The sequence below is a fragment of the Phytohalomonas tamaricis genome, from assembly GCF_003012345.1.
GTDB classification, from domain to species: domain Bacteria; phylum Pseudomonadota; class Gammaproteobacteria; order Pseudomonadales; family Halomonadaceae; genus Phytohalomonas; species Phytohalomonas tamaricis.
Genome location: NZ_PVRV01000023.1, coordinates 281093 through 301984 on the forward strand (window position 1 = coordinate 281093; position 20892 = coordinate 301984).

Annotated in this window: 21 protein-coding genes; 14 read left to right on the plus strand and 7 right to left on the minus strand. The window is 52.5% G+C overall.

Annotation, left to right across the window (positions count from 1 at the left end):
* Nucleotides 1-111 precede the first annotated feature (111 nt).
* The 5 genes from C3Z11_RS12765 (at nucleotide 112) to C3Z11_RS12785 (ending at nucleotide 5618) form a co-directional block, all read left to right on the plus strand.
* Nucleotides 112-1122, plus strand: a complete 1011-nt coding sequence (locus C3Z11_RS12765; protein ID WP_106478329.1) for an ABC transporter permease subunit — start codon at nucleotides 112-114, stop codon at nucleotides 1120-1122.
* Between the two features lie 17 nt (nucleotides 1123-1139).
* A complete protein-coding gene (locus C3Z11_RS12770) occupies nucleotides 1140-2072 on the plus strand; it encodes an ABC transporter permease subunit (RefSeq protein ID WP_106478330.1) in 933 nt (310 codons plus the stop codon).
* Nucleotides 2073-2108: 36 nt separating this feature from the next.
* On the plus strand, nucleotides 2109-3119 hold the full coding sequence (locus tag C3Z11_RS12775; protein ID WP_106478331.1) for an ABC transporter ATP-binding protein: 1011 nt from the start codon (nucleotides 2109-2111) through the stop codon (nucleotides 3117-3119).
* Nucleotides 3116-4105 carry a peptide ABC transporter ATP-binding protein gene (locus tag C3Z11_RS12780; RefSeq protein WP_106478332.1) on the plus strand — a complete coding sequence of 330 codons (990 nt, stop codon included), beginning with the start codon at nucleotides 3116-3118 and terminating at the stop codon, nucleotides 4103-4105. The genes C3Z11_RS12775 and C3Z11_RS12780 overlap by 4 nt, the downstream gene beginning before the upstream one ends.
* 355 nt (nucleotides 4106-4460) lie before the next feature.
* A complete protein-coding gene (locus C3Z11_RS12785) occupies nucleotides 4461-5618 on the plus strand; it encodes an FUSC family protein (RefSeq protein ID WP_106478333.1) in 1158 nt (385 codons plus the stop codon).
* A 385-nt stretch (nucleotides 5619-6003) separates the two neighbouring features.
* Here the strand turns inward: C3Z11_RS12785 and C3Z11_RS12790 are convergent, their stop codons facing one another.
* Entirely contained in the window at nucleotides 6004-6282 is a 279-nt protein-coding gene (locus C3Z11_RS12790) for an FAD assembly factor SdhE (RefSeq protein ID WP_106478334.1), read from the minus strand.
* Nucleotides 6283-6485: 203 nt separating this feature from the next.
* Between C3Z11_RS12790 and ihfB the strand changes: the two genes are divergently transcribed.
* From ihfB to lapB, 3 genes are all read left to right on the plus strand, one after another.
* Nucleotides 6486-6782 (plus strand): integration host factor subunit beta, encoded by a 297-nt coding sequence (ihfB, locus tag C3Z11_RS12795; RefSeq protein ID WP_106478335.1) that lies wholly within the window; start codon nucleotides 6486-6488, stop codon nucleotides 6780-6782.
* A gap of 68 nt (nucleotides 6783-6850) precedes the next feature.
* Nucleotides 6851-7156 carry a lipopolysaccharide assembly protein LapA domain-containing protein gene (locus C3Z11_RS12800; protein WP_106478336.1) on the plus strand — a complete coding sequence of 102 codons (306 nt, stop codon included), beginning with the start codon at nucleotides 6851-6853 and terminating at the stop codon, nucleotides 7154-7156.
* Complete coding sequence (gene lapB, locus C3Z11_RS12805; RefSeq protein ID WP_106478337.1) at nucleotides 7157-8353, plus strand: lipopolysaccharide assembly protein LapB; 1197 nt, start codon at nucleotides 7157-7159, stop codon at nucleotides 8351-8353.
* Nucleotides 8354-8355: 2 nt separating this feature from the next.
* Here lapB and pyrF read toward each other — a convergent pair whose 3' ends face one another.
* A complete protein-coding gene (gene pyrF, locus C3Z11_RS12810; protein ID WP_106478338.1) occupies nucleotides 8356-9048 on the minus strand; it encodes an orotidine-5'-phosphate decarboxylase in 693 nt (230 codons plus the stop codon).
* A gap of 170 nt (nucleotides 9049-9218) precedes the next feature.
* On the opposite strand from pyrF, the gene C3Z11_RS12815 reads away from it, so the two are divergent.
* The 6 genes from C3Z11_RS12815 (at nucleotide 9219) to C3Z11_RS12840 (ending at nucleotide 13754) form a co-directional block, all read left to right on the plus strand.
* Nucleotides 9219-9491 carry a ComEA family DNA-binding protein gene (locus tag C3Z11_RS12815; RefSeq protein ID WP_262927389.1) on the plus strand — a complete coding sequence of 91 codons (273 nt, stop codon included), beginning with the start codon at nucleotides 9219-9221 and terminating at the stop codon, nucleotides 9489-9491.
* Nucleotides 9492-9720: 229 nt separating this feature from the next.
* A complete protein-coding gene (locus tag C3Z11_RS12820) occupies nucleotides 9721-10212 on the plus strand; it encodes an FxsA family protein (RefSeq protein ID WP_106478340.1) in 492 nt (163 codons plus the stop codon).
* A gap of 167 nt (nucleotides 10213-10379) precedes the next feature.
* Nucleotides 10380-10673, plus strand: coding sequence for a co-chaperone GroES (locus C3Z11_RS12825; protein WP_106478341.1), 294 nt, complete (start codon nucleotides 10380-10382; stop codon nucleotides 10671-10673).
* 64 nt (nucleotides 10674-10737) lie between these two features.
* A complete protein-coding gene (gene groL / locus C3Z11_RS12830) occupies nucleotides 10738-12381 on the plus strand; it encodes a chaperonin GroEL (RefSeq protein WP_106478342.1) in 1644 nt (547 codons plus the stop codon).
* Nucleotides 12382-12515: 134 nt separating this feature from the next.
* Nucleotides 12516-12995: a hypothetical protein gene (locus tag C3Z11_RS12835; protein ID WP_106478343.1), complete on the plus strand. Its 480-nt coding sequence runs from the start codon at nucleotides 12516-12518 to the stop codon at nucleotides 12993-12995.
* Nucleotides 12996-12998: 3 nt separating this feature from the next.
* Nucleotides 12999-13754 carry an RNA methyltransferase gene (locus C3Z11_RS12840; protein ID WP_106478344.1) on the plus strand — a complete coding sequence of 252 codons (756 nt, stop codon included), beginning with the start codon at nucleotides 12999-13001 and terminating at the stop codon, nucleotides 13752-13754.
* A 132-nt stretch (nucleotides 13755-13886) separates the two neighbouring features.
* Here C3Z11_RS12840 and rpsA read toward each other — a convergent pair whose 3' ends face one another.
* From rpsA to serC, 5 genes are all read right to left on the minus strand, one after another.
* Complete coding sequence (rpsA, locus tag C3Z11_RS12845) at nucleotides 13887-15563, minus strand: 30S ribosomal protein S1 (RefSeq protein ID WP_106478345.1); 1677 nt, start codon at nucleotides 15561-15563, stop codon at nucleotides 13887-13889.
* 184 nt (nucleotides 15564-15747) lie between these two features.
* Nucleotides 15748-16452 (minus strand): (d)CMP kinase, encoded by a 705-nt coding sequence (cmk, locus tag C3Z11_RS12850; RefSeq protein WP_106478346.1) that lies wholly within the window; start codon nucleotides 16450-16452, stop codon nucleotides 15748-15750.
* The gene (locus C3Z11_RS12855; protein ID WP_106478347.1) at nucleotides 16449-18665 is read right to left on the minus strand and encodes a bifunctional prephenate dehydrogenase/3-phosphoshikimate 1-carboxyvinyltransferase; all 2217 of its coding nucleotides are present in this window, start codon (nucleotides 18663-18665) and stop codon (nucleotides 16449-16451) included. The genes cmk and C3Z11_RS12855 overlap by 4 nt, the downstream gene beginning before the upstream one ends.
* Nucleotides 18666-19778 (minus strand): prephenate dehydratase, encoded by a 1113-nt coding sequence (gene pheA / locus C3Z11_RS12860; protein ID WP_106478348.1) that lies wholly within the window; start codon nucleotides 19776-19778, stop codon nucleotides 18666-18668.
* 10 nt (nucleotides 19779-19788) lie between these two features.
* On the minus strand, nucleotides 19789-20868 hold the full coding sequence (gene serC / locus C3Z11_RS12865; RefSeq protein WP_106478349.1) for a 3-phosphoserine/phosphohydroxythreonine transaminase: 1080 nt from the start codon (nucleotides 20866-20868) through the stop codon (nucleotides 19789-19791).
* Nucleotides 20869-20892: the final 24 nt, after the last annotated feature.

The following is a 20892-nucleotide window of genomic DNA, read 5'->3' on the forward strand; positions in this document are numbered from 1 at the left end:
AACGCTGCGACGTCGGGCTTGAAACTCAGGTAAGCCCAGCGGTGCATATCCGTGTGCTGTCAGTGCATCTATAACGATTGATATAACGGCTCTCTTTTACGGACCTGGCTAATGCTCACTTTTCTACTGCGCAAGCTTGCCCTGCTTGTGCCTACTTTTCTGGGCGTAACGATTATCACCTTTGCGCTCGTACATTTAATCCCCGGTGACCCGGTTGCCATCATGGCTGGTGAACGCGGTATCGACCCCGAGCGTCATGCGCAATTACTGCATGAATTAGGCCTCGACCGACCTATATGGCAACAATATTTTGATTTTCTCTGGCGTCTGTTGCATGGCGACCTAGGCCGCTCGCTTGTAACGCATAACTCAGTATTCGATGAGTTTCTAGCGTTATTCCCCGCCACGCTGGAGCTTTCCATCTGTGCAATGGTGTTCGCTCTGGTGCTTGGCATTCCGCTGGGTGTACTTGCTGGCGTCAAACGAGGCTCGATTATCGACCATACCGTCATGGGTACCGCCCTGACCGGTTACTCGATGCCCATTTTCTGGTGGGGGCTGCTGCTGATTATTTTCTTCTCCGGCGTATTGGGCTGGACGCCGGTTTCCGGGCGACTCTCTTCCATGTTCTGGATAGAAACACCGACCGGTTTCATGCTGATCGATACTCTGCTATCCAAAGAGCCTGGCGCCTTCGTTGATGCCATACGCCATCTGATTCTGCCCTCCATCGTGCTCGGCACAATTCCTTTGGCCGTGATCGCTCGAATGACGCGCTCTTCGATTCTCGAAGTGCTCGGCGAGGACTATATCCGTACGGCTCGCGCCAAGGGGCTAGCACCGTTTCGTGTTATCGCCGTCCATGCATTGCGAAATGCCATGATCCCAGTCACAACCGTAATCGGCCTTCAAGTAGGCGTACTTTTTGCCGGCGCCATCCTGACCGAAACCATTTTTTCCTGGCCAGGTGTCGGCAAGTGGCTGATCGATTCCGTAAGCCGTCGTGACTACCCCTCCTTGCAGGGCGGTATTTTGCTTATCGCGACACTGGTCATGCTGGTCAACCTGACGGTGGATCTGCTTTATGGCCTGATTAATCCACGTATTCGACATAACCGCTGACAGCGACGGACTCCGTTATGACTCAACTATCATCTCAGCCGCCCGCCGCGGCGTCTGAAACGGCGGAAGCGACCACGTTACCGGCAGCGACTTCGCACCCACTGATCGAACTATGGCACGCCTTTCGCGAAAACCATGCCGCACTTGCTGGTCTGATTATCATTTTGTTGATCTTTGTGGCGGCTATTGGCGCCGATTTCATTGCCCCTCATGCGCCCACCGAGCAATTTCGTGATTATGTTTTGGTACCTCCATTCTGGCAGGAAGGCGGAAGCATTCGCTTCTTACTAGGCACCGATGACGTAGGCCGCGATATCCTGTCTCGCATCATCTATGGGGCGCGGTTATCGATGCTGATCGGGCTGATTGTCGTCTCGCTCTCGCTTGTCACAGGCGTACTGCTCGGTCTGCTGGCTGGATTTCTACGTGGCGTGGTCGAAACCGTGATCATGCGATTAATGGATATCATGCTTGCCATTCCCAGTTTGCTGTTGGCCGTCGTGGTGGTTGCTGTGCTTGGACCGGGGCTGTTCAATGCCATGCTTGCGATTGCTGTTGTCTATTTACCGCATTATGTACGCCTGACGCGGGGGTCAGTGATCTCCGAACGTGATCGCGATTACGTCATCGCTTCACGTCTAGCCGGCGCCGGGCTTTTCCGCCTGATGTTCATTACAGTCCTGCCCAACTGCCTGGCACCGTTGATCGTTCAGGCCACTCTCGGCTTTTCCAATGCTGTGCTTGATGCCGCGGCCCTCGGGTTTTTGGGCCTTGGTGCTCAGCCACCCACTCCGGAATGGGGCAGCATGCTCGCTGATGCCCGCCAGTACGTCTTGGATGCCTGGTGGGTAGTGACCTTTCCAGGCCTGGCCATTCTGATCACGGTGCTGGCCTTCAACATCATGGGTGATGGGCTACGTGACGCCCTTGACCCGAAGTTGAAGCGCTAACTGATGAATTATCGAAATTCCGATTCGGGAACCGCTATGCCTCTACTCGACATACAAAATTTAAGCGTGGCGTTCCAGACACGCAGCGGCGTGTTTTCCGCCGTGACGGACATACACCTAACGTTAGATAAAGGCGAAGTGCTGGGTGTTGTTGGTGAGTCCGGCTCAGGCAAGAGCGTAACCATGCTGGCCATGATGGGGCTTTTACCCTGGAATGCACAGGTTACTGCCGACCGCTTTTCCTTCGATGATCAGGATATGCTGTCCATGCCTGAGAAGGCGCGCCGTCGGCTCACCGGCAATGATATCGCCATGATCTTTCAAGAGCCGACCACCAGCCTGAACCCAAGTTTCACTATCGGCTTTCAAATTATCGAAGCGCTCAAGATCCATGAAGGTGGCAGCCGGCGGCAACGTCGGGAACGTGCTATAGAGTTGCTCGACAAAGTGGGTATTCCTGCACCAGCGAAGCGGCTCGGTGATTACCCGCATCAGCTCTCGGGCGGCATGAATCAACGCGTAATGATTGCCATGGCTATTGCCTGCAATCCACGCCTGCTGATTGCCGATGAACCCACCACAGCGCTTGACGTCACCATTCAGGCTCAAATCCTCGATCTGTTACTTGAGCTTCAGCAGGAACGCGGCATGGCCATGATCCTGATCACCCATGACATGGGGGTCGTAGCTGAGGCAGCCGAACGTGTCGCTGTCATGTATGCCGGTCAGCTGGTGGAAACCGGGACTGCAGGTGACGTCTTTCACCATCCGCGTCATCCCTATACCGGCGCACTGCTCAACGCGCTTCCCGAACGCCATCCCGGCCAGGGGCGCCTGCCAACCATTCCTGGCGTCGTCCCCGGTATTGAGGACAGGCCGCAAGGTTGTCTCTTCAATCCACGCTGTCCGCATGTCCAGGAGGATTGTCGCCAGACCCGCCCCGCGCTTGAATCCGATCACTCTACCGGCTCGTCTCATGATGTCTTCAAGAAGGTGCGCTGCTATCACCCTCTCGTCGCGCAGGAGCAAGGAGAAGTAGCCCCATGACAGCAAAGACGATGATGGAAGCTCGTGATCTCGTACAAACCTACAGCGTGCGTCAAGGGGCCTTTAAAAGCGCATCCTTGCATGCCGTCCGCGGAGTGAGCTTCGCTCTCAAAGCAGGTAAGACTCTGGCCGTCGTCGGTGAGTCCGGCTGTGGAAAATCCACCTTGGCACGTATGCTGACGCTGATTGAATCACCAACGTCAGGACAGCTATTTATTGATGGCAAGGATGCGACGCGGCCCGACAAGCAGGCACTCAAGGCGCTACGACGCGATGTACAGATGGTGTTCCAGAACCCTTATGGATCACTTAATCCACGTAAGAAGATCGGCACCGTTCTTGAGGAACCGCTGGTCATCAATACCACGCTTGACAAGGAAGAACGGCGGCGCCAGGCCCGCGATATGATGACACGCGTGGGATTGCGTCCCGAATTCTACGACCGCTATCCGCATATGTTCTCGGGCGGCCAGCGGCAACGTATCGCGGTCGCCCGCGCCTTGATGCTGCGCCCACAGGTATTGGTGCTTGATGAACCCGTTTCGGCTCTCGACGTCTCGGTTCAGGCACAGGTCCTCAACCTGCTCAATGATATCCAGGAAGAGTTCGGGCTCGCGTATCTGTTTATCTCGCATGATCTCAGCGTAGTGCGTCATGTCGCCGACGATCTGCTCGTGATGTATCTCGGCCGTCCGGTGGAAGTTGGACCACGCGAGAAGATATTCACTGCGCCACGGCATCCTTACACCCGAGCCCTGCTATCAGCCACGCCAACGATTGATCCCCATGCGCGCGGACAGCGTGTCGCACTCAAGGGAGAGCTGCCTTCTCCTCTAAACCCGCCATCGGGCTGCGTTTTCAGAGGGCGTTGCCCCTATGCTATAGAACGTTGCCAGGCAGAAGTGCCTGAATTGAGAGATATCGATGGCGTCACAGTAGCCTGCCATCGCGCTGAAGAGGTGATGCACAACACGGCTTCTCTCTAACGCCTGTCGCTCTCTAACTAGTGCCGATGGCCCCGTTCCGCACACGATCCAGCAACTGATCTTTATACCCGCTCAATCGAGCGGGTTTTTTATATAAGCAGAGCGACAAATAGAACGCCTTGGAACTGGCCCACTACGGGAGCACTGATTTATACTAAAGTCTAATACGCTATCCGCTCAGTGCTCCGATAACCATGCAGTGCAGAAGTGGAGTTCATGTCTCAATAACATTAATGAGCAAGACAGGACGAATGCATATATTGCTGATAGCAGATATGCTGATAGACAAAAGCGTTCGCTTAAACTTTCCTTTCTTGGCAAGCCCTTGCTCTGCTCGCTGGAAGATACTGTACTCATGAAAGCTTTCCATCTGCGTGACCCCTTCTTTAATTATCGTCACCGCCAACACCTTCATACCTTGCGCTCCACCATTGCCTTGGCGACCACTTTCCTGCTTATTCATGCTTTTGACATTCCACATGGCAGCTGGGCGCTGGTAAGTACATTAATGGTTATGGGTAATCTGCCACACGTGGGTGGTGTACTCGATAAGGGGGGGCAGCGTCTGCTAGGTACGCTGTTGGGAGCTATCTGGGGATTGTTTCTACTTTTGATTCCCGAGCCGCCACCCGGCACACTTGCTGTACTCACATTATTAAGCATTGCCATAGCCACCCATGCGACATTCACTAGCCGTTACGGGTACAGCGCCCTGATGTTCGGCATTACGCTGTTGATGGTTGTCGGCGATGGCAATCACGACATGACAGTGGCGCTTTGGCGAGCATTTAACGTACTGGTCGGTACATCCATCGGCATTCTAGCTACCCTGCTGATCCTGCCGCAGAAAGCAACGGATCTCTGGCGTTTCCTGCTGGCTGATAATCTCGACAAGCTTGCCCGCCTTTATCATGCTCATACCTCTTCACAACGCTTCGAAGAGCTTGATACCCAAGAACTTTTAAAGAAAACAACGGCGCAGCTCGTCAAGCAACGCAACCTCGTTGATTCAGTTCATCAGGAAGGCCGTATACGCCGAGGTTCGTTGGAAGATATTCTTTCGCTCGAACGACGCATGATCTCAACCATTGAGCTCCTGCTGGAAACACACTGGGCCACGCGCGATGGCCATGACGTGATTGAAAAACTCGAAGGGTTGCGTGAAGAACAGCACCGACTTGCCCGGGACCTTGGCACTTTGGCATTTCAAATCCGCACCGGACAGCTCATAGAGCTAAATGTAGGGTTATTTGACCTGCAAAAGCATGCCCATGCAGCCTTCGAGGTGCGCTCGAAAAAAGGCCGCGCCCTGTTCAGCCCCAGCGGTTATTTATGGCTGAATCGTGAACTGGCGCGTCAGGCCAGTGCCTTGGTGGCCAATCTTGCCAACCTGCAGCGTTTACCAAGCCAGCGCCTGCGTAGACGCGCCGATCATCAACATCTCATCAGCGACGCTAAACGCTTGGCCACTGGCAACACCGAGCCGGTTCAACGCAAGGATGCATCATCTTAATACTGTTTCTGGCTCAAGCAGAGACTAGGGTAATGAAGACGCCTTTGCAGTTACGCCGCGCATCAATGCGCGGCGTAACTGTTTAAGCTGCGCTGACGAGGCGCTATCAGGCCAAAGCCAATAATGGCTACCTGACAATCTTAAGCCGATCAACCATGGACCGAGGCGGGTTACATAGATATCTACGCTCCGCCACCTTCCAGCAATTGACACTTCCCATTGCCCCTCCGGCAAGCGTCGCAAGTTAGGCGGAACCTTACGTGCCTCATAATTTGAAACACTCCCAAGCAGGAGCATCACCACGCCCCCCAACCACCACGACACCCATACACTTGATGTCAACGCGATGAGACAGGCAAGGAAAAGTTGGCAAGCCAAATACAGCTTAGACGGGACGAACGTGACGTGTATTAGTGGCTTCTGCATATTCGATTATAAGCTGAACAATAGGACGCAGCGTATTGTCTTGTGGCAACTCACGCCGCATTAACCAAACAAAAAGATCCTGATCTTCTTCGGCAAGCAGCTTTACGTAAGCCTGTTGTTCATCATCAGTAAGCGAGTCGAAACGATGCTCCAGAAAGGGCACCAGCAACAAATCGAGCTCCCACATTCCACGCCTAGAATGCCAGTAAAGCCGCTTACGCCCAGCCTCATCGATCATGATTTATCCTCGAAACAATATGAAGTATCGGCGTAGATTATACGCAACGAATACCGGAAACTGACATGCCTGAAAAGCAGGCTATTGTGATTAAACCATGCGATCTGTGTAGTGCGTTGTTTTCTATCATTTTAGCCGCTATGCTGACGTGACAACAAAAACCCTCTATCGGGACGTAAAAGAAGACGTATGGAGAATACCCGATGACAAAATCCGAGTTGATCGAGCAGATTGCAATGCATCAATCCCAGCTCTCGCTCAAGGAAGTTGAAGCAGCCGTTCGCCTTATTCTGGACGATATCAGCGATGCTTTAGCCAGCGGAGGACGCGTTGAGATTCGTGGTTTCGGCAGTTTTTCACTGCATTACCGTGAACCTCGCGTAGGAAGAAATCCCAAGACTGGCGATCCTGTTACGCTTGATGGAAAATTTGTGCCGCATTTCAAGCCAGGCAAGGAGTTGCGTGAGCAGGTCAATGCCAGCCGCGCGCTGGGCTACTGAGTAGTACTGTGATCTGATGACGAAAACGATCCCTGCCAATCTCGCTCAACGCTTATCAAGGAATTTTTATGCGCTGGCTTAAAGGTGTTTTACTGGCGATCGTTACGCTAGTCGTGTTGCTGTTAGGCATTTTATTTGCCATACGTAATCAGCAAGCCGTTCCTCTTGATGTGATCTGGACCGAATTACCATCCGCCTCGCTTGCCTTGTGGCTACTGTTAGCACTTATTATCGGTGTCGTACTTGGCATGCTGGCCATGTCAGGCCTATACCTGCGCTTGCGTACTTCGCTGATGCGCGCCCATAAAGATGTTCGGCAACAACGCAAGGAACTGGACCGCCTGCGTACTCAGGAGTTTAAGGAAACCGCTTAAATGCCTGATCCTATGCTGTTGGGCCTTCTGGTCGCAGCGATTGCCATTGGGTGGTGGCTGGGCAGGCTCGATGTCAAACACCACCGACAGCATAGGGACTCCTCATCCTCTCCAGCGCTGACGCGCAATTATTTTGTTGGCCTGAACTATCTGCTTAACGAGCAGCCTGATCAGGCCATCGAAACATTCGTCCAGACCCTAGAAGTCAACAGCGAAACCATTGATACGCATATCGCCTTAGGTAATCTTTTTCGCTTGCGCGGGGAAACAGACCGTGCGGTGAAGATACATCAAAATTTACTGGCCCGCCCTAGCCTGACCGAAGCTCAAAGCAGTCATGTTCAGCTTGAGTTGGCACGCGATTTTCTGAAGCTTGGCCTACTTGACCGCGCCGAGCGCCTTCTAATCCGCCTGATACGTAGTGCACATGATGATGATATTCGCCGTTCAGGAAAACGTCTGCTGATTGATCTGTTTGAGCGTGAAAAAGAGTGGCAGAAAGCACTTGATATCGCTCAACCTCAATTGATACGCCATGATCAAAACATTCGCCGCGCAGCAGCGCATTGGCTGTGCGAACTCGCTGAAGAGGATATAGCGAATGGCAGTGTAAGCCTCGCTCGTAAAAGGTTGCGCCAAGCACTTAATATCGATGAGAAATGCGTACGCACAAATTGGCTGTTTGCACGCATGGAACATCACACGGGGCAATATCGTAACGAGATACGTATTCTTAAACGTATACGTGAACAAGATGCGGATTTTACGCCGATCACCCTTGGGCCGATTAGTACCGCTTACCAAATGTTGGATGATGAGCAAGGCCTGATCGAATTCTTACAAGAGCAGATCGATCATGCGCCTTATATTTCCTCGGTACTCATGCTCGCTGAACACCTGAGAACACGTGAAGGTATCAACTCAGCTATCGACTTAGTCAGTTCACATCTACAGCACTACCCAAGCCTACGCGGCGTAGATTATCTGACTGACCTATATCTGAAAGAAACGGTGACTCGCCCACATGACCATGACCGTATCGAACTCCTGAAACGCCACACGTCCCAGCTGCTAGACAAGCGCCCTAGACATCGATGTGAGCGCTGCGGCTTTACTGCAAGCCAGCTTTACTGGCATTGCCCACAATGCCGCAGCTGGGGCATGGTCAAACCGATAACGGGTCTGGAAGGGGAATAATATTATCCAGCAAGCTCAGCTTCGATTGCCTGCAGCGCCTCCCCTGGCGATGGTGCCTGGGTGACAGGCCGTCCAATAACCAGGTGTGTACTACCATTTGCTATCGCCTGCGCTGGCGTCATGATCCGGCGCTGATCGTCCGGCTGAGAAAATTGTGGGCGGATACCCGGAGTAACCTTTAAGAAGTCTGCTCCGCAACACACCTTCAGCATTGCTGCTTCCTGCGCTGAGCAGACGATTCCATCCATTCCCGAGCGCTGTGCAAGCAATGCTAGTCGCCGTACCTGCTCCTGAGGAGAGACATTAATACCAATAGCTTCAAGATCCTCACCCATCATGCTGGTCAGCACCGTGACGGCAATGAGCTTTGTGTTCAAGCCATGTTTGACGAGCACCTCGCGAGCAGCTTCCATCATGCGCCGCCCGCCAGAGGCATGTACATTGACCATCCATACGCCCTGATCGGCAGCCGCATGAATAGCGGCGGCTACGGTGTTAGGAATATCATGAAACTTGAGATCAAGAAACACTTCGAAATTCCTAGCCTGCAGTGCCTTAAGTACCGCCGGCCCTTCCCGGGTAAACAGCTCCTTGCCAACCTTGAGACGGCAACGTTGAGGATCAAGCGACTCAACCAGACTCAACGCCTCATTCAGGCTGGCATGATCAAGAGCAATAATCAGTGGCGAATTCATGCCAATTTCCCTAATGCATTAAAGCCCTCATTATACTTAAGCCATCAGTCACTACACTTCTTTATAAATATTTTAAATGCCTCATTAGGAGAAGCACTTAAACATCTCGCTTATCTCGCCGATGGCTTTATTAGCTGTGCATTACAGCTCATATCTACTGAGGAGTGATGATGAAAAAGTTTCTTATATCCTGTGTGACTGCATTGGCCTTGAGCATCGCCCTGCCTTCGCTAGCTCTTGAAAACGGTCAAACCGTTGATATCAATACTGCAACTACTGAGCAGATAGTCGAGCTAAAGGGAATTGGGGCGAAAAAGGCTGAAGCTATTATTGCTGAACGTGAGGCCAACGGCCCGTTCAAGGATGCACAGGATCTAGCCCGAGTCAAAGGCATAGGGCAAGCAACAATCGATTCCCTGCAGGATCAGCTCTCCTTCCAATAGTTTTTCCAAGAGCTTTATCGCTAGCACCTGCTCAAGATGTTATGGCCCGCTTACGCGGGCCATTTATATTTCAACAACTCACTCACGCCCAAATCGCTTCCCGTACTGCCCACGCTGTATTAGGCTTGGCACCTCTTGATGGCATCCATATAGATCGTCCTTAATCTCGAAACACCTTGTAATTGTTCCGGATGTCTCCACTTATAATTAAAATCATTCTGGAGTCGTCATGCCGATTCTGTTCATCTTTGCCCTCTTCATGTTGCTCGACTTTGCATCTCTTTTTGCACTTGGTCACCATCTTGGCTTTTTCTCCACCCTAGGCATTATGCTTCTTACTGCTGCGCTTGGGGTTCATCTCATCCGTCGTGAAGGCTTCGCGACTCTTCGCCACGCTCAGGCGCGCTTTTTACAAGGCGATCCCAACGCCAATGAGTTGATGCAGGGCACTCTTTATATTGTTGCCGGGCTGCTGTTGTTGGCTCCCGGTACGCTCACGGATATTCTCGGCCTGTTATGTCTACTACCCATCTCACGCGATCTGCTTATGCGTCAGCTGGAGAGACGTAATTCTAAAATGAGAAACAGCCCCCGTCAGACGGGCGGCATGGGTTCAGCCGACTTCACTTCTCATACTAAAGAAAATACGTCTCGCCAACATAGTGATAGCAATGCGCCTATCGAGGGTGAATACATCGAGCGGAAAGATGATAAAAAATGAAAAAAATTTTATTTGCCCCCTTGAAACGTTTCCATGTGCCCGCATTAACTCGGCACGATACCTTTTCGGCCCTATCCAAAGGGTCTTGGCAACACGAAGGCGTAAGCCTTTACCTTATTTGAGCACTGCTCGTTAAGGTTCATGTAACTATCAGGAGAACGTGAGCAATGAACATCCGTCCTTTGCACGATCGCGTCGTTATCCGTCGCGTGGAAGAGGAGCAGAAAACTGCAGGTGGAATTGTCCTGCCAGGTAATGCTCAGGAGAAGCCAACACGCGGAGAAATTCTTGCCGTAGGAAATGGTCGCATCCTGGAAAACGGTGAAACCCGTCCTCTAGATGTCAAGGTGGGTGACAAGGTGATCTTCAAAGAAGGTTTTGGCGTCGAAAAGCAGAAGATCAACGGTGAAGAGCTCCTCATTATGAGCGAGTCCGACATCCTTGGTGTCATCGAAGGCTAAGCGCCTTTGATTTTTCACTTTCTGCTCATTTATTAGCGAACACTGATTAGAGGTAATAACAGCAATGGCTGCTAAACAGATCAAGTTCTCCGACGACGCGCGCAAACGCATGGCTCGTGGCGTCAATGTCCTTGCCGATGCCGTCAAGACCACGCTTGGTCCGAAAGGACGTAACGTTGTTCTCGAGAAGTCCTTTGGTGCACCGACTGTCACCAAAGATGGCGTTTCCGTCGCCAAGGAAATCGAACTTAAAGACAAGTTTGAAAACATGGGTGCCCAGATGGTCAAGGAAGTTGCTTCCAAGACCTCTGATGTCGCAGGTGACGGTACGACTACTGCTACCGTTCTAGCTCAGGCTATCGTTAACGAAGGCCTGAAAGGCGTTACTGCCGGCATGAACCCGATGGACCTCAAGCGCGGTATCGACAAGGCGATTATCGCCGCCGTTGAAGAGGTCAGAAAGCTGGCTGTTCCTTGCACCGATCCCAAGGCAATCGCTCAGGTTGGTACTATCTCTGCCAATGGCGATAGCACTATCGGCCAGATCATTGCTGATGCAATGGAAAAGGTTGGCAAGGAAGGCGTTATCACTGTCGATGAAGGCCGTGGCTTCGAAGACGAGCTGGAAGTCGTCGAAGGTATGCAGTTCGACCGTGGCTACCTCTCCCCTTACTTTGTCACCAATCAGGACACTATGGCGGTCGAGCTTGAAGACCCCTATATCCTGCTGGTCGACAAGAAGATCTCCAACATCCGTGAACTCCTGCCAGTTCTCGAGTCTGTTGCAAAAGCGGGCAAGCCGCTGGTGATCATCGCTGAAGATATCGAAGGCGAAGCACTGGCGACTCTCGTAGTCAACAATATGCGTGGTATTGTCAAAGTTGCTGCGGCCAAGGCGCCAGGCTTTGGTGATCGTCGCAAGGCCATGCTGCAGGATATCGCCATCCTCACCGGTGGTACGGTTATCTCTGAAGAAGTTGGCCTCACTCTCGAGCAGGCAAACCTGGATCATCTGGGCAGTGCACGTCGCATTACCATGTCCAAGGAAAACACCACCGTTATCGACGGCGCTGGTGTCGAAGCTGATATCGAAGCCCGTGTTGGTCAGATTCGCGCTCAAATCGAAGATACGTCTTCTGATTATGATCGTGAAAAGCTTCAGGAACGTGTTGCCAAGCTCGCTGGTGGCGTTGCCGTCATTCGTGTCGGTGCTGCAACCGAGTTTGAAATGAAAGAGAAGAAGGCTCGCGTCGAAGACGCTCTGCATTCTACTCGTGCAGCCGTTGAAGAAGGCGTTGTACCTGGTGGCGGCACAGCGCTTGTGCGTGTGCTGACTAACTTGAAAGGTCTGCGTGGCGATAACGAAGACCAGACTCACGGCATTATGCTTGCGCTGCGTGCTTTCGAGGCACCTCTGCGCCAGATCGTCACCAACGCCGGTGAGGAAGCTTCAGTTATCCTTAATCGCGTCAAAGATGGCGAAGGTAACTTTGGCTACAATGCGGCGACCGGCGATTTCGGCGATATGTTCGAGATGGGCGTACTTGACCCGGCCAAAGTAACCCGTAGCGCCCTGCAGTCTGCTGGCTCCATCGGTGGTCTGATGATCACTACTGAAGCCATGATCGCTGAAGATCCGGAAGAAAAGCCGGCCGGCGGTGACATGGGTGGTATGGGCGGCATGGGTGGAATGGGCGGAATGATGTAATCCCCCCTAAGCCCGTTAGTTAAAAGAAGCCCTGCTCATGCAGGGCTTCTTTTTTTTGCATTAAAGCTTCAGAATAGCCATTAGTGGTAATACTAATTCATTAGAAAAATATTATTAACGGATTATCAGAGCAAATGGCTGCCTATTCATTTCGCGACCTCCACGCTGGAGAAATGACCCGAGCATTGGCTTTCATTGAAGCCTGCTTTTCCGAAGCGCTAAGCAAAGAAGAGCGTAGTGCCATTCAAGCACAGCTGAATCGAAGCCTTGATCAAGACCACTTCGCATCGACGCACACTATTGTATGCCTCTCTGAAGAATCCATTATCGGCATTGGCCTCTATTTCATCGATTACTCAATTGTCCGCAACAGTAAAAGCCTCACTATCGAGGATATCTATACACCATGCGGAAAAGAGGAAATTGCAAGTGCCCTCATCCGTCAGCTTGCCAGCGTTGCAGTTAATGAGCAGTGTAGCCATATCGAATGGAGCTCATGGGATTATCCCTTTATTGAGCAGTTTCAGCTAAATGCCAACCAATATTGTAATATGGCGGAGACAGGGACGTACCGACTCTCAGGCGATGCACTTAAAGCACTGGCAGGCTTTTAAATCATGTTATCCAATATCCGTATCGTATTGATCCAGACTTTCCATCCCGGCAACATTGGCTCCGTTGCCCGCGCTATGAAGACCATGGGCTTGCAACAGTTGGTCTTGGTAAATCCTCGCTGCTTTCCTGATGAAGAGGCTACACGTCTGGCTGCTGGCGCGACAGATATACTTGATGATGCGCGTGTAGTCGTCACGCTGGATGAGGCGATTGCTGATTGTGTTCAGGTTGTTGGAGCAAGTGCACGCATACGAAGCCTTCCTCTGCCCCATTATGAAGAGGCCGATGTCATGGCAAGGGAACTGATCGAGAACACAACCCAAGGGCCTGTTGCTATCGTATTCGGTCGCGAACGTTTTGGCTTAACCAATGATGAGCTCAAAAGCTGCTCTCATCAGCTTACTCTACCTGCTAACCCGGAATATCCTGTGCTTAATCTTTCCCAAGCGGTACAGGTATGTACACATGAGTTATTTACTGCGTGGCGCAGAAGCCAAGGAAACGCTGTCACTAAGCAAGCTAACGCACCAATATTACCCACGCAGGAGCAGATGGCACATTTCCACGCACACTTACAAGAAACACTAGAGGCTGTTGGCTTTTTGAACCAGCCCCATGCACAAACGCTTGAGAAACTGAGAGCTTTCTTTCAGCGAGCTCAACCTACCCGCAAGGAGCTTTCACTTTTGCGTGGTGTCTTGAAAGCGCTCTCCCAAAGAGAGCACCAGAACGATGGCAGAAAAAATAATATCGAGTGAATTGCTGTTGGCTAAACGCTAAAGCCTAACTATCAAAAGGCTCGCTTGAGTTAATAAAAAAGCCGCTACTTTAAAAGTAGCGGCTTTTTATTTTTCCATGAGCACACAATAAGCGTGCTCATGAAGATGGGATTATTCCTGACCCATCTGCTGCTTGATCAGATCACCGATAGTGGTAGGACCAGCAGTTTCTACTTCTTGATCGCGCATGGTACGCATTGTCTTACGAGTATCAGCCTGATCCTTCGCTTTAATGGACAGGTTGATGACGCGGTTTTTGCGATCTACGCCAACAATACGAGCTTCAACGCTATCGCCTTCCTTCAGCACGTTACGTGCATCTTCAACACGATCAGAGCTAATTTCAGACGCCTTAAGAACAGCGATGACATCAGTCGCTAACTCGACATACGCTTCCTTGGCATCAACTTCAGTAATACGGCCAGTAACCATGGCCCCTTTATCATTGACAGCCAGGAACTCGGAGACAGGATCACTTTCGAGCTGCTTGACGCCTAAAGAGATACGCTCACGCTCAGGATCGATAGAAAGAATGACAGCTTCAGCATCATCTCCCTTGCGATAACGGCGAACGGCTTCTTCACCCTGCTCTGACCAGGAAATGTCAGAAAGATGAACCAAACCATCGATCCCACCTTCTAGACCGATAAAGATACCGAAATCAGTGATCGATTTGATGGTACCGGAAACACGATCGCCCTTGTTGTAGCGCGAGCTGAACTCTTCCCACGGATTCGGCGTGCACTGCTTGATACCGAGAGAAATGCGGCGACGCTCTTCATCGATATCCAGTACCATAACCTCAACTTCATCACCGACCTGAACGATCTTGGACGGGTGAATATTCTTGTTGGTCCAGTCCATTTCAGAGACGTGAACCAGACCTTCAACACCTTCTTCCAACTCGGCAAAGCAGCCATAGTCGGTCAGGTTAGTAACACGCGCATTGACCTTGGTACCTTCCGGATAGCGCGCCTTGATGCTGACCCAGGGATCTTCACCCAGCTGCTTCAAGCCGAGAGATACGCGGTTACGCTCACGATCAAACTTCAGTACCTTGACGTTGATTTCATCGCCAACAGCTACGATTTCGCTCGGATGCTTGATGCGCTTCCAGGCCATATCAGTGATGTGCAACAGGCCGTCAACGCCACCCAGATCAACGAACGCGCCGTAATCTGTCAGGTTCTTGACGATACCATTAATTTGCTGGCCTTCCTGCAGCGTAGCGAGCAGCGCTTCACGCTCAGCGCTGTTCTCGGCTTCGAGAACTGCACGACGTGAAACCACCACGTTGTTACGCTTGGGGTCGAGCTTGATGACTTTGAAGTCGAGTTCTTTGTTTTCCAGGTGAGCCGTGTCGCGCACAGGGCGAACATCGACCAAAGAACCCGGCAAGAAGGCACGAATGGAATTGACGTCGACGGTGAAACCGCCCTTGACCTTTCCGTTGATCACACCTTTGACAATTGCATTGTCTTCGAAGGCGGCTTCCAGCTCTTTCCAAGCTTCAGCACGCTTGGCCTTTTCACGCGACAAACGCGTCTCACCGAAACCGTCTTCAACGGCTTCAAGGGCCACTTTAACTTCATCACCGACGCCAATTGTCAGCTTGCCGCTCTCATCTTTGAACTGAGCAGCAGGAATCTGACCTTCGGATTTCAAACCGGCGTTTACGGTAATCCAGTCACCATCGATGTCGACCACAGTCGCCATAACAATGGCACCGGGTTCCATGTTGATGTCCTGGAGAGACTGTTCAAACAGTTCAGCAAAGCTTTCGCTCATGATATTCCTATCGTGATCAACGGAAACGGTGCCAGGCACCGCATTCTCCGTACCACCAGCAAGCACGGGCCAATTTCACTATCCTCGGGGGTGTTAACGCTGGTTCGACGTGCCTGGGTTTTCTGTTGGTTACCCATGACACCCCATGACACCTGGCCGAGGCCTCCGGATGATGCGACTGTCACTAACCCTTCAAGCCATACTGGCTCAGAAGTGATTCGATGCGTGCGACTACTTCCGGTATTCCAAGCTCTGTGGTATCTACTGTCACCGCATCTTCAGCAGGCTTCAATGGTGCCACGGCGCGCTGAGTATCACGCGCGTCCCGAGCTTGTATTTCTTCAAAAAGGTTCGGCAGGCTAGCATAATAACCCGCCTCCTGCAACTGAACAAACCGTCGCCGAGCTCTCTCCTCGACAGAGGCCGTCAAGAATATCTTTAATGGCGCCTCAGGAAACACCACTGTTCCCATGTCCCGACCATCGGCAACCAGTCCCGGCCACTGGCGGAACGCGCGCTGACGCGCAAGCAACGCCTGACGCACTCGCTGCAATGCAGCAACTTGCGAGGCATTATTACCCACGGTTTCCGTACGAATATCCCTGGAAACATCATAGCCTTCGAGCAGAATACGTGTTTTCTCGTCACACGGTTCAAACGCTATATCAAGCTGCTCGGCAATCTCAGCCAACCGAACTTCATCATCTAGCGCAATGCCCTTATGTTCAGCTGCCAACGCGGTAAGGCGATAAAGCGCGCCTGAATCCAGCAGTTGCCATCCAAGGTCATGTGCAACCAAACGACTGACAGTGCCCTTTCCGGCACCGCCGGGGCCGTCGATGGTCACGATCGGCACGCTTGATTGAGTTGCCGGCTCCTGAATGCTCATGCGTCCTCCGTCATCTCCTCGACACGCATCCCGACCGCAGCGGCTAATTCCAGAAAACTGGGGAAAGAGGTTGCGACATTAGCGCAATCATCAATGATGATTTCACTGCTAGCCCTAAGCCCTGCCACACTAAAGGCCATGGCAATACGATGATCCCCGAGACTATCGATACGGCCACCGCCGTAAGCCCCACCGGTAATATCGATACCATCTTCACAAACAGTATTGATAACACCCAGCGTCGTTAGGCCATCGGCCATCGCCTGAATTCTATCAGACTCCTTGACACGCAGCTCCTCGGCGCCACGCAGGCGTGTCATTCCCGTGGCATTTGCCGCAGCAACAAACAGTACAGGAAATTCATCAATTGCCAGTGGCACTTGGTCAACGGGAATGTCGATGCCCTTAAGCTTTGCATGACGCACCCGAAGGTCTGCCACCGGCTCACCACCCACTTCACGCTGATTGAGCAGCTCGATATCAGCCCCCATTGCTTGCAGAATATTGATTACGCCAATGCGGGTGGGATTGATACCTACATGCTCAAGTGTCAAATCCGCCCCAGGCGTAATCGACGCAGCAACAAGAAAGAATGCCGCTGATGAAATGTCGGCAGGCACATCAATCATCCCCCCGGCCATACGGCCACCACCCTGCAACGTGGCGACGGCGCCGTCACGCTTAACAGCGTAGCCAAAACCGTTGAGCATGCGCTCGGTGTGATCCCGTGTTGGCGCCGGCTCGTGCACGCTCGTTTCACCCGAGGCATACAGCCCTGCCAGAAGCAGGCATGACTTGACCTGCGCACTCGCCATCGGCATCTCATAATGGATGCCCTTGAGTGCCTGCCCGCCATGAATACGCAGCGGCGGCCGCCCACCTTCAGCCGTATCGATTACCGCCCCCATCTGGCGCAGCGGTTCAGCTACGCGTCCCATTGGACGCTTGGTCAGCGAAGCATCACCCGTCAATTCGACATCAAACGCTTGTCCGGCCATCAGACCAGCGAACAGACGCATTGCCGTACCTGAGTTACCCAAGTACAGCGCGCCAGCCGGCTTCTTGAGGCCATGCAGGCCCACACCATGAATAGTGACACGTCCCTGCTGCGGCCCTTCGATCACAACGCCCATCTCACGAAAGGCTTGTAGCGTCGCCAGGCTATCCTCACCCTCAAGAAAGCCCTCAACTTCTGTAACGCCTTCAGCCAAGGCGCCAAGCATAATAGAGCGGTGTGACATCGACTTATCACCCGGCACTCGAATAGTGCCCCCAACATTACCACCGGCGGTGACACGATAGCTGATATTGCGTTGTTCCATTGACTGATAACTCGTTTGATTCAAAAGCGTCTCGAAATAATGCCGGGCATGACTGGCACGAGTGAAGATGCCCAGCATCGACTCACCGTCACCGTCTATTATTGCCTTCCTTAACAGTGCCATACCACGCTCGAATTCATCGAGCGCACCGATCACCGCGTCACGATTGGCCAGGTAGACATCGCGCCACATGATCGGATCGCTCCCGGCAATACGGGTAAAATCACGAAAACCACCGGCTGCGTAGCGAAAGATTTCCATCCGCTCGTCCTGGCCTGCCAGCGTATCGACCAATGAAAATGCCAGCAGATGCGGCAGATGGCTGGTTCGCGCCAGCACGTCGTCATGACGCTCAACGGACATTTCAAGCAGCTGCGCGCCAGCGCGTTCCCACAATCCACTTACCTGTGCTAGCGCCTCTCTATCGGTATCCGCCTCAGGTGTAAGAATAACCTTATGCAGACGATACAGATCCGGATTGGCGGCGGCCACGCCGCTTTTCTCCGAGCCGGCAATGGGATGGCCAAGCACAAAACGCGACGGCATATGGCCGAAGACTCGCACTGTCGCTTCTCTTACCGCCGCCTTGGTACTGCCAACATCTGTCATAATGTGATGTTCGCGTACATGAGGCTTAAGGGCCAGCAGAACACGTTCTATCGACATGACAGGCACGGCAATGACAATCAGCGAACATTCATCCACCCAGTCGCCGAGATCGGTGCCGCCATCATCGATAATTTCCATCTTGATGCCGCGTGCAATCTCATCGCCGTCTTGATCACACGCGACGATCCTACCCGCGTACCCGGACTGCTTGAGTGCCGCGGCCAGGGAGCCGCCAATCAATCCCAAGCCGATGATTAAAACATTTTGCTTAATCACGGCCATCTACAGCACACCTACCGGATAGGAACCAAGCACCTTGATTTCAGCAGCGCGCAATTGCACTTCCTCTAACGCTGCGCGCACAAGCGGGTCGCTGCAATGCCCTTTGAAATCGATGAAGAACACATAGTTCCAAACACCGCTGTGCGAAGGGCGGCTTTCGAGGCGCGTCATATCAATATGATGCCGATGAAACGGCTCAAGCAGATCATGCAAGGCACCCGGCTGATTGCGCATGGCCGCAACGATTGACGTCTTGTCATCACCGCTCGCCGGCACATCATGGTTACCGATAATCAAAAACCGCGTCGAGTTGTCCGGCATGTCTTCAATTTTTTCGGCAACCTTCTCCAGCCCATACAGGCGTGCGGCCATATCACCGGCAATCGCTGCACTATGCCACTCGCTTTTGATTAAACGAGCCGCCTCAGCATTAGACGATACAGCGACACGTTCTGCATGAGGGTAATGCGCATCAAGCCACTTGCGACACTGGGCGAGTGATTGGGCATGCGAATAGATGCGGGAAATCTTGTCCTTGCGCGTCGTATCGGACACCAGCAGATGATGATGGATACGCAGTACAACTTCACCACAGATCTTGAGCGAGGCGTCCATGAAGGAGTCAAGCGTATGGTTGATGATACCTTCCGTCGAATTCTCGACCGGTACGACACCATAATGGGCCGACCCTGCCTCGACCTCACGGAATACTTCATCGATTGCAGGCAACGGCAGGCTCTTGGCTGAATCGCCAAAGTGCTTGAGCGCCGCCTGCTGAGTAAACGTACCCTCAGGACCCAGATAAGCCACTTTTATAGGCTTTTCAAGTGCCAGGCAGGCCGACATGATTTCGCGAAATAACCGGGCCATCTCCTCGCCGCCCAACGGACCGGGATTAAGCGCCATGATTCGCCGCAGCACTTGAGCCTCACGTTCCGGACGATAAAATATCGCGTCCGGATCCTCGGCCAGCTTGACGTGGGCTACATCCTGAGCACATTGCGCACGTTCACTGATCAGTCGGAGTATCTCAGTGTCGATAGCATCGATACGTGAACGCAGCGCACCAAGATCAACAGTCTTTGATGCTGATGATGGGTCCTGATCGCTCATGACATCCTCATTAGCCGTAGCGGCGTTCGAAATCGTTCATGAAGGCAATCAGCGCATCCACAGCCTCTTCGGGTACTGCGTTGTAGATACTGGCACGCATTCCGCCAACACTGCGGTGGCCCTTGAGGTTCAAAAGGCCACCTGCTTCAGCCTCACTCAGAAAAGTGCTGTTGAGCGTCTCGTTCGCCAGCACAAACGGTACATTCATGATGGAACGGTGCGCCTTATGAATCGGGTTGCTGTAAAAGCCACTACCGTCAATAGCTGCGTAAAGTTTAGCCGCCTTGCGCTCGTTGACAGCAGCCATCGCCTCAACGCCGCCCTGCTCCTTCAGCCACTCGAAAACGAGACCCGACAGATACCAGGCAAAGGTCGGCGGTGTATTATACATTGAGCCGTTATCCGCCATTGTCTTATAAGAAAGCATGGTCGGTGTTTCAGGGCGAGCTCGGGCAAGCAGATCGTTGCGAATGATCACTACGGTAATACCGGCTGGCCCGATATTTTTTTGGGCCCCCGCATAGATTACTCCGAACTTCTCGACATCCAGCGGACGAGACAATATAGAAGAGGACATATCACAGACCAATGGCGCATCGACGTCCGGAATATAGTCGAATGCCAAGCCACCAATCGTCTCGTTATCGGTATAGTGTAAATAGGCGGCATCAGCGGAGAGCGCGATATCGCTTTGCGTGGGCACAGCCGTATAACCATTATCCTTACTTCCGGCGGCCAGATGCCCACCGCCCAGATGCTGAGCCTCTTTCATCGCCTTCTGCGACCAGATACCGGTATCGAGGTAATTCGGCGTGCCGCCTTGTCCCAGCAAGTTGAGTGGCACACAAGCAAACTGCGACGCTGCACCACCCTGCATGAACAGCACACTGTAATCGCTTGGCACCTTGAGCAATTCACGCAGATCCGCTTCGGCTTTTTCAGCAACCGCCATGAACTCGGCGCTGCGATGGCTCATCTCCATCACGGATAAACCGTGGCCTGCAAAGTCCAGCAATTCACGTTGAGCACGCTCGAGCACTGTTGTCGGCAGCGCCGCTGGCCCAGAACAAAAATTGAAATGTCTCGTCATTAACTCATCCCCGGAAGATAAGAA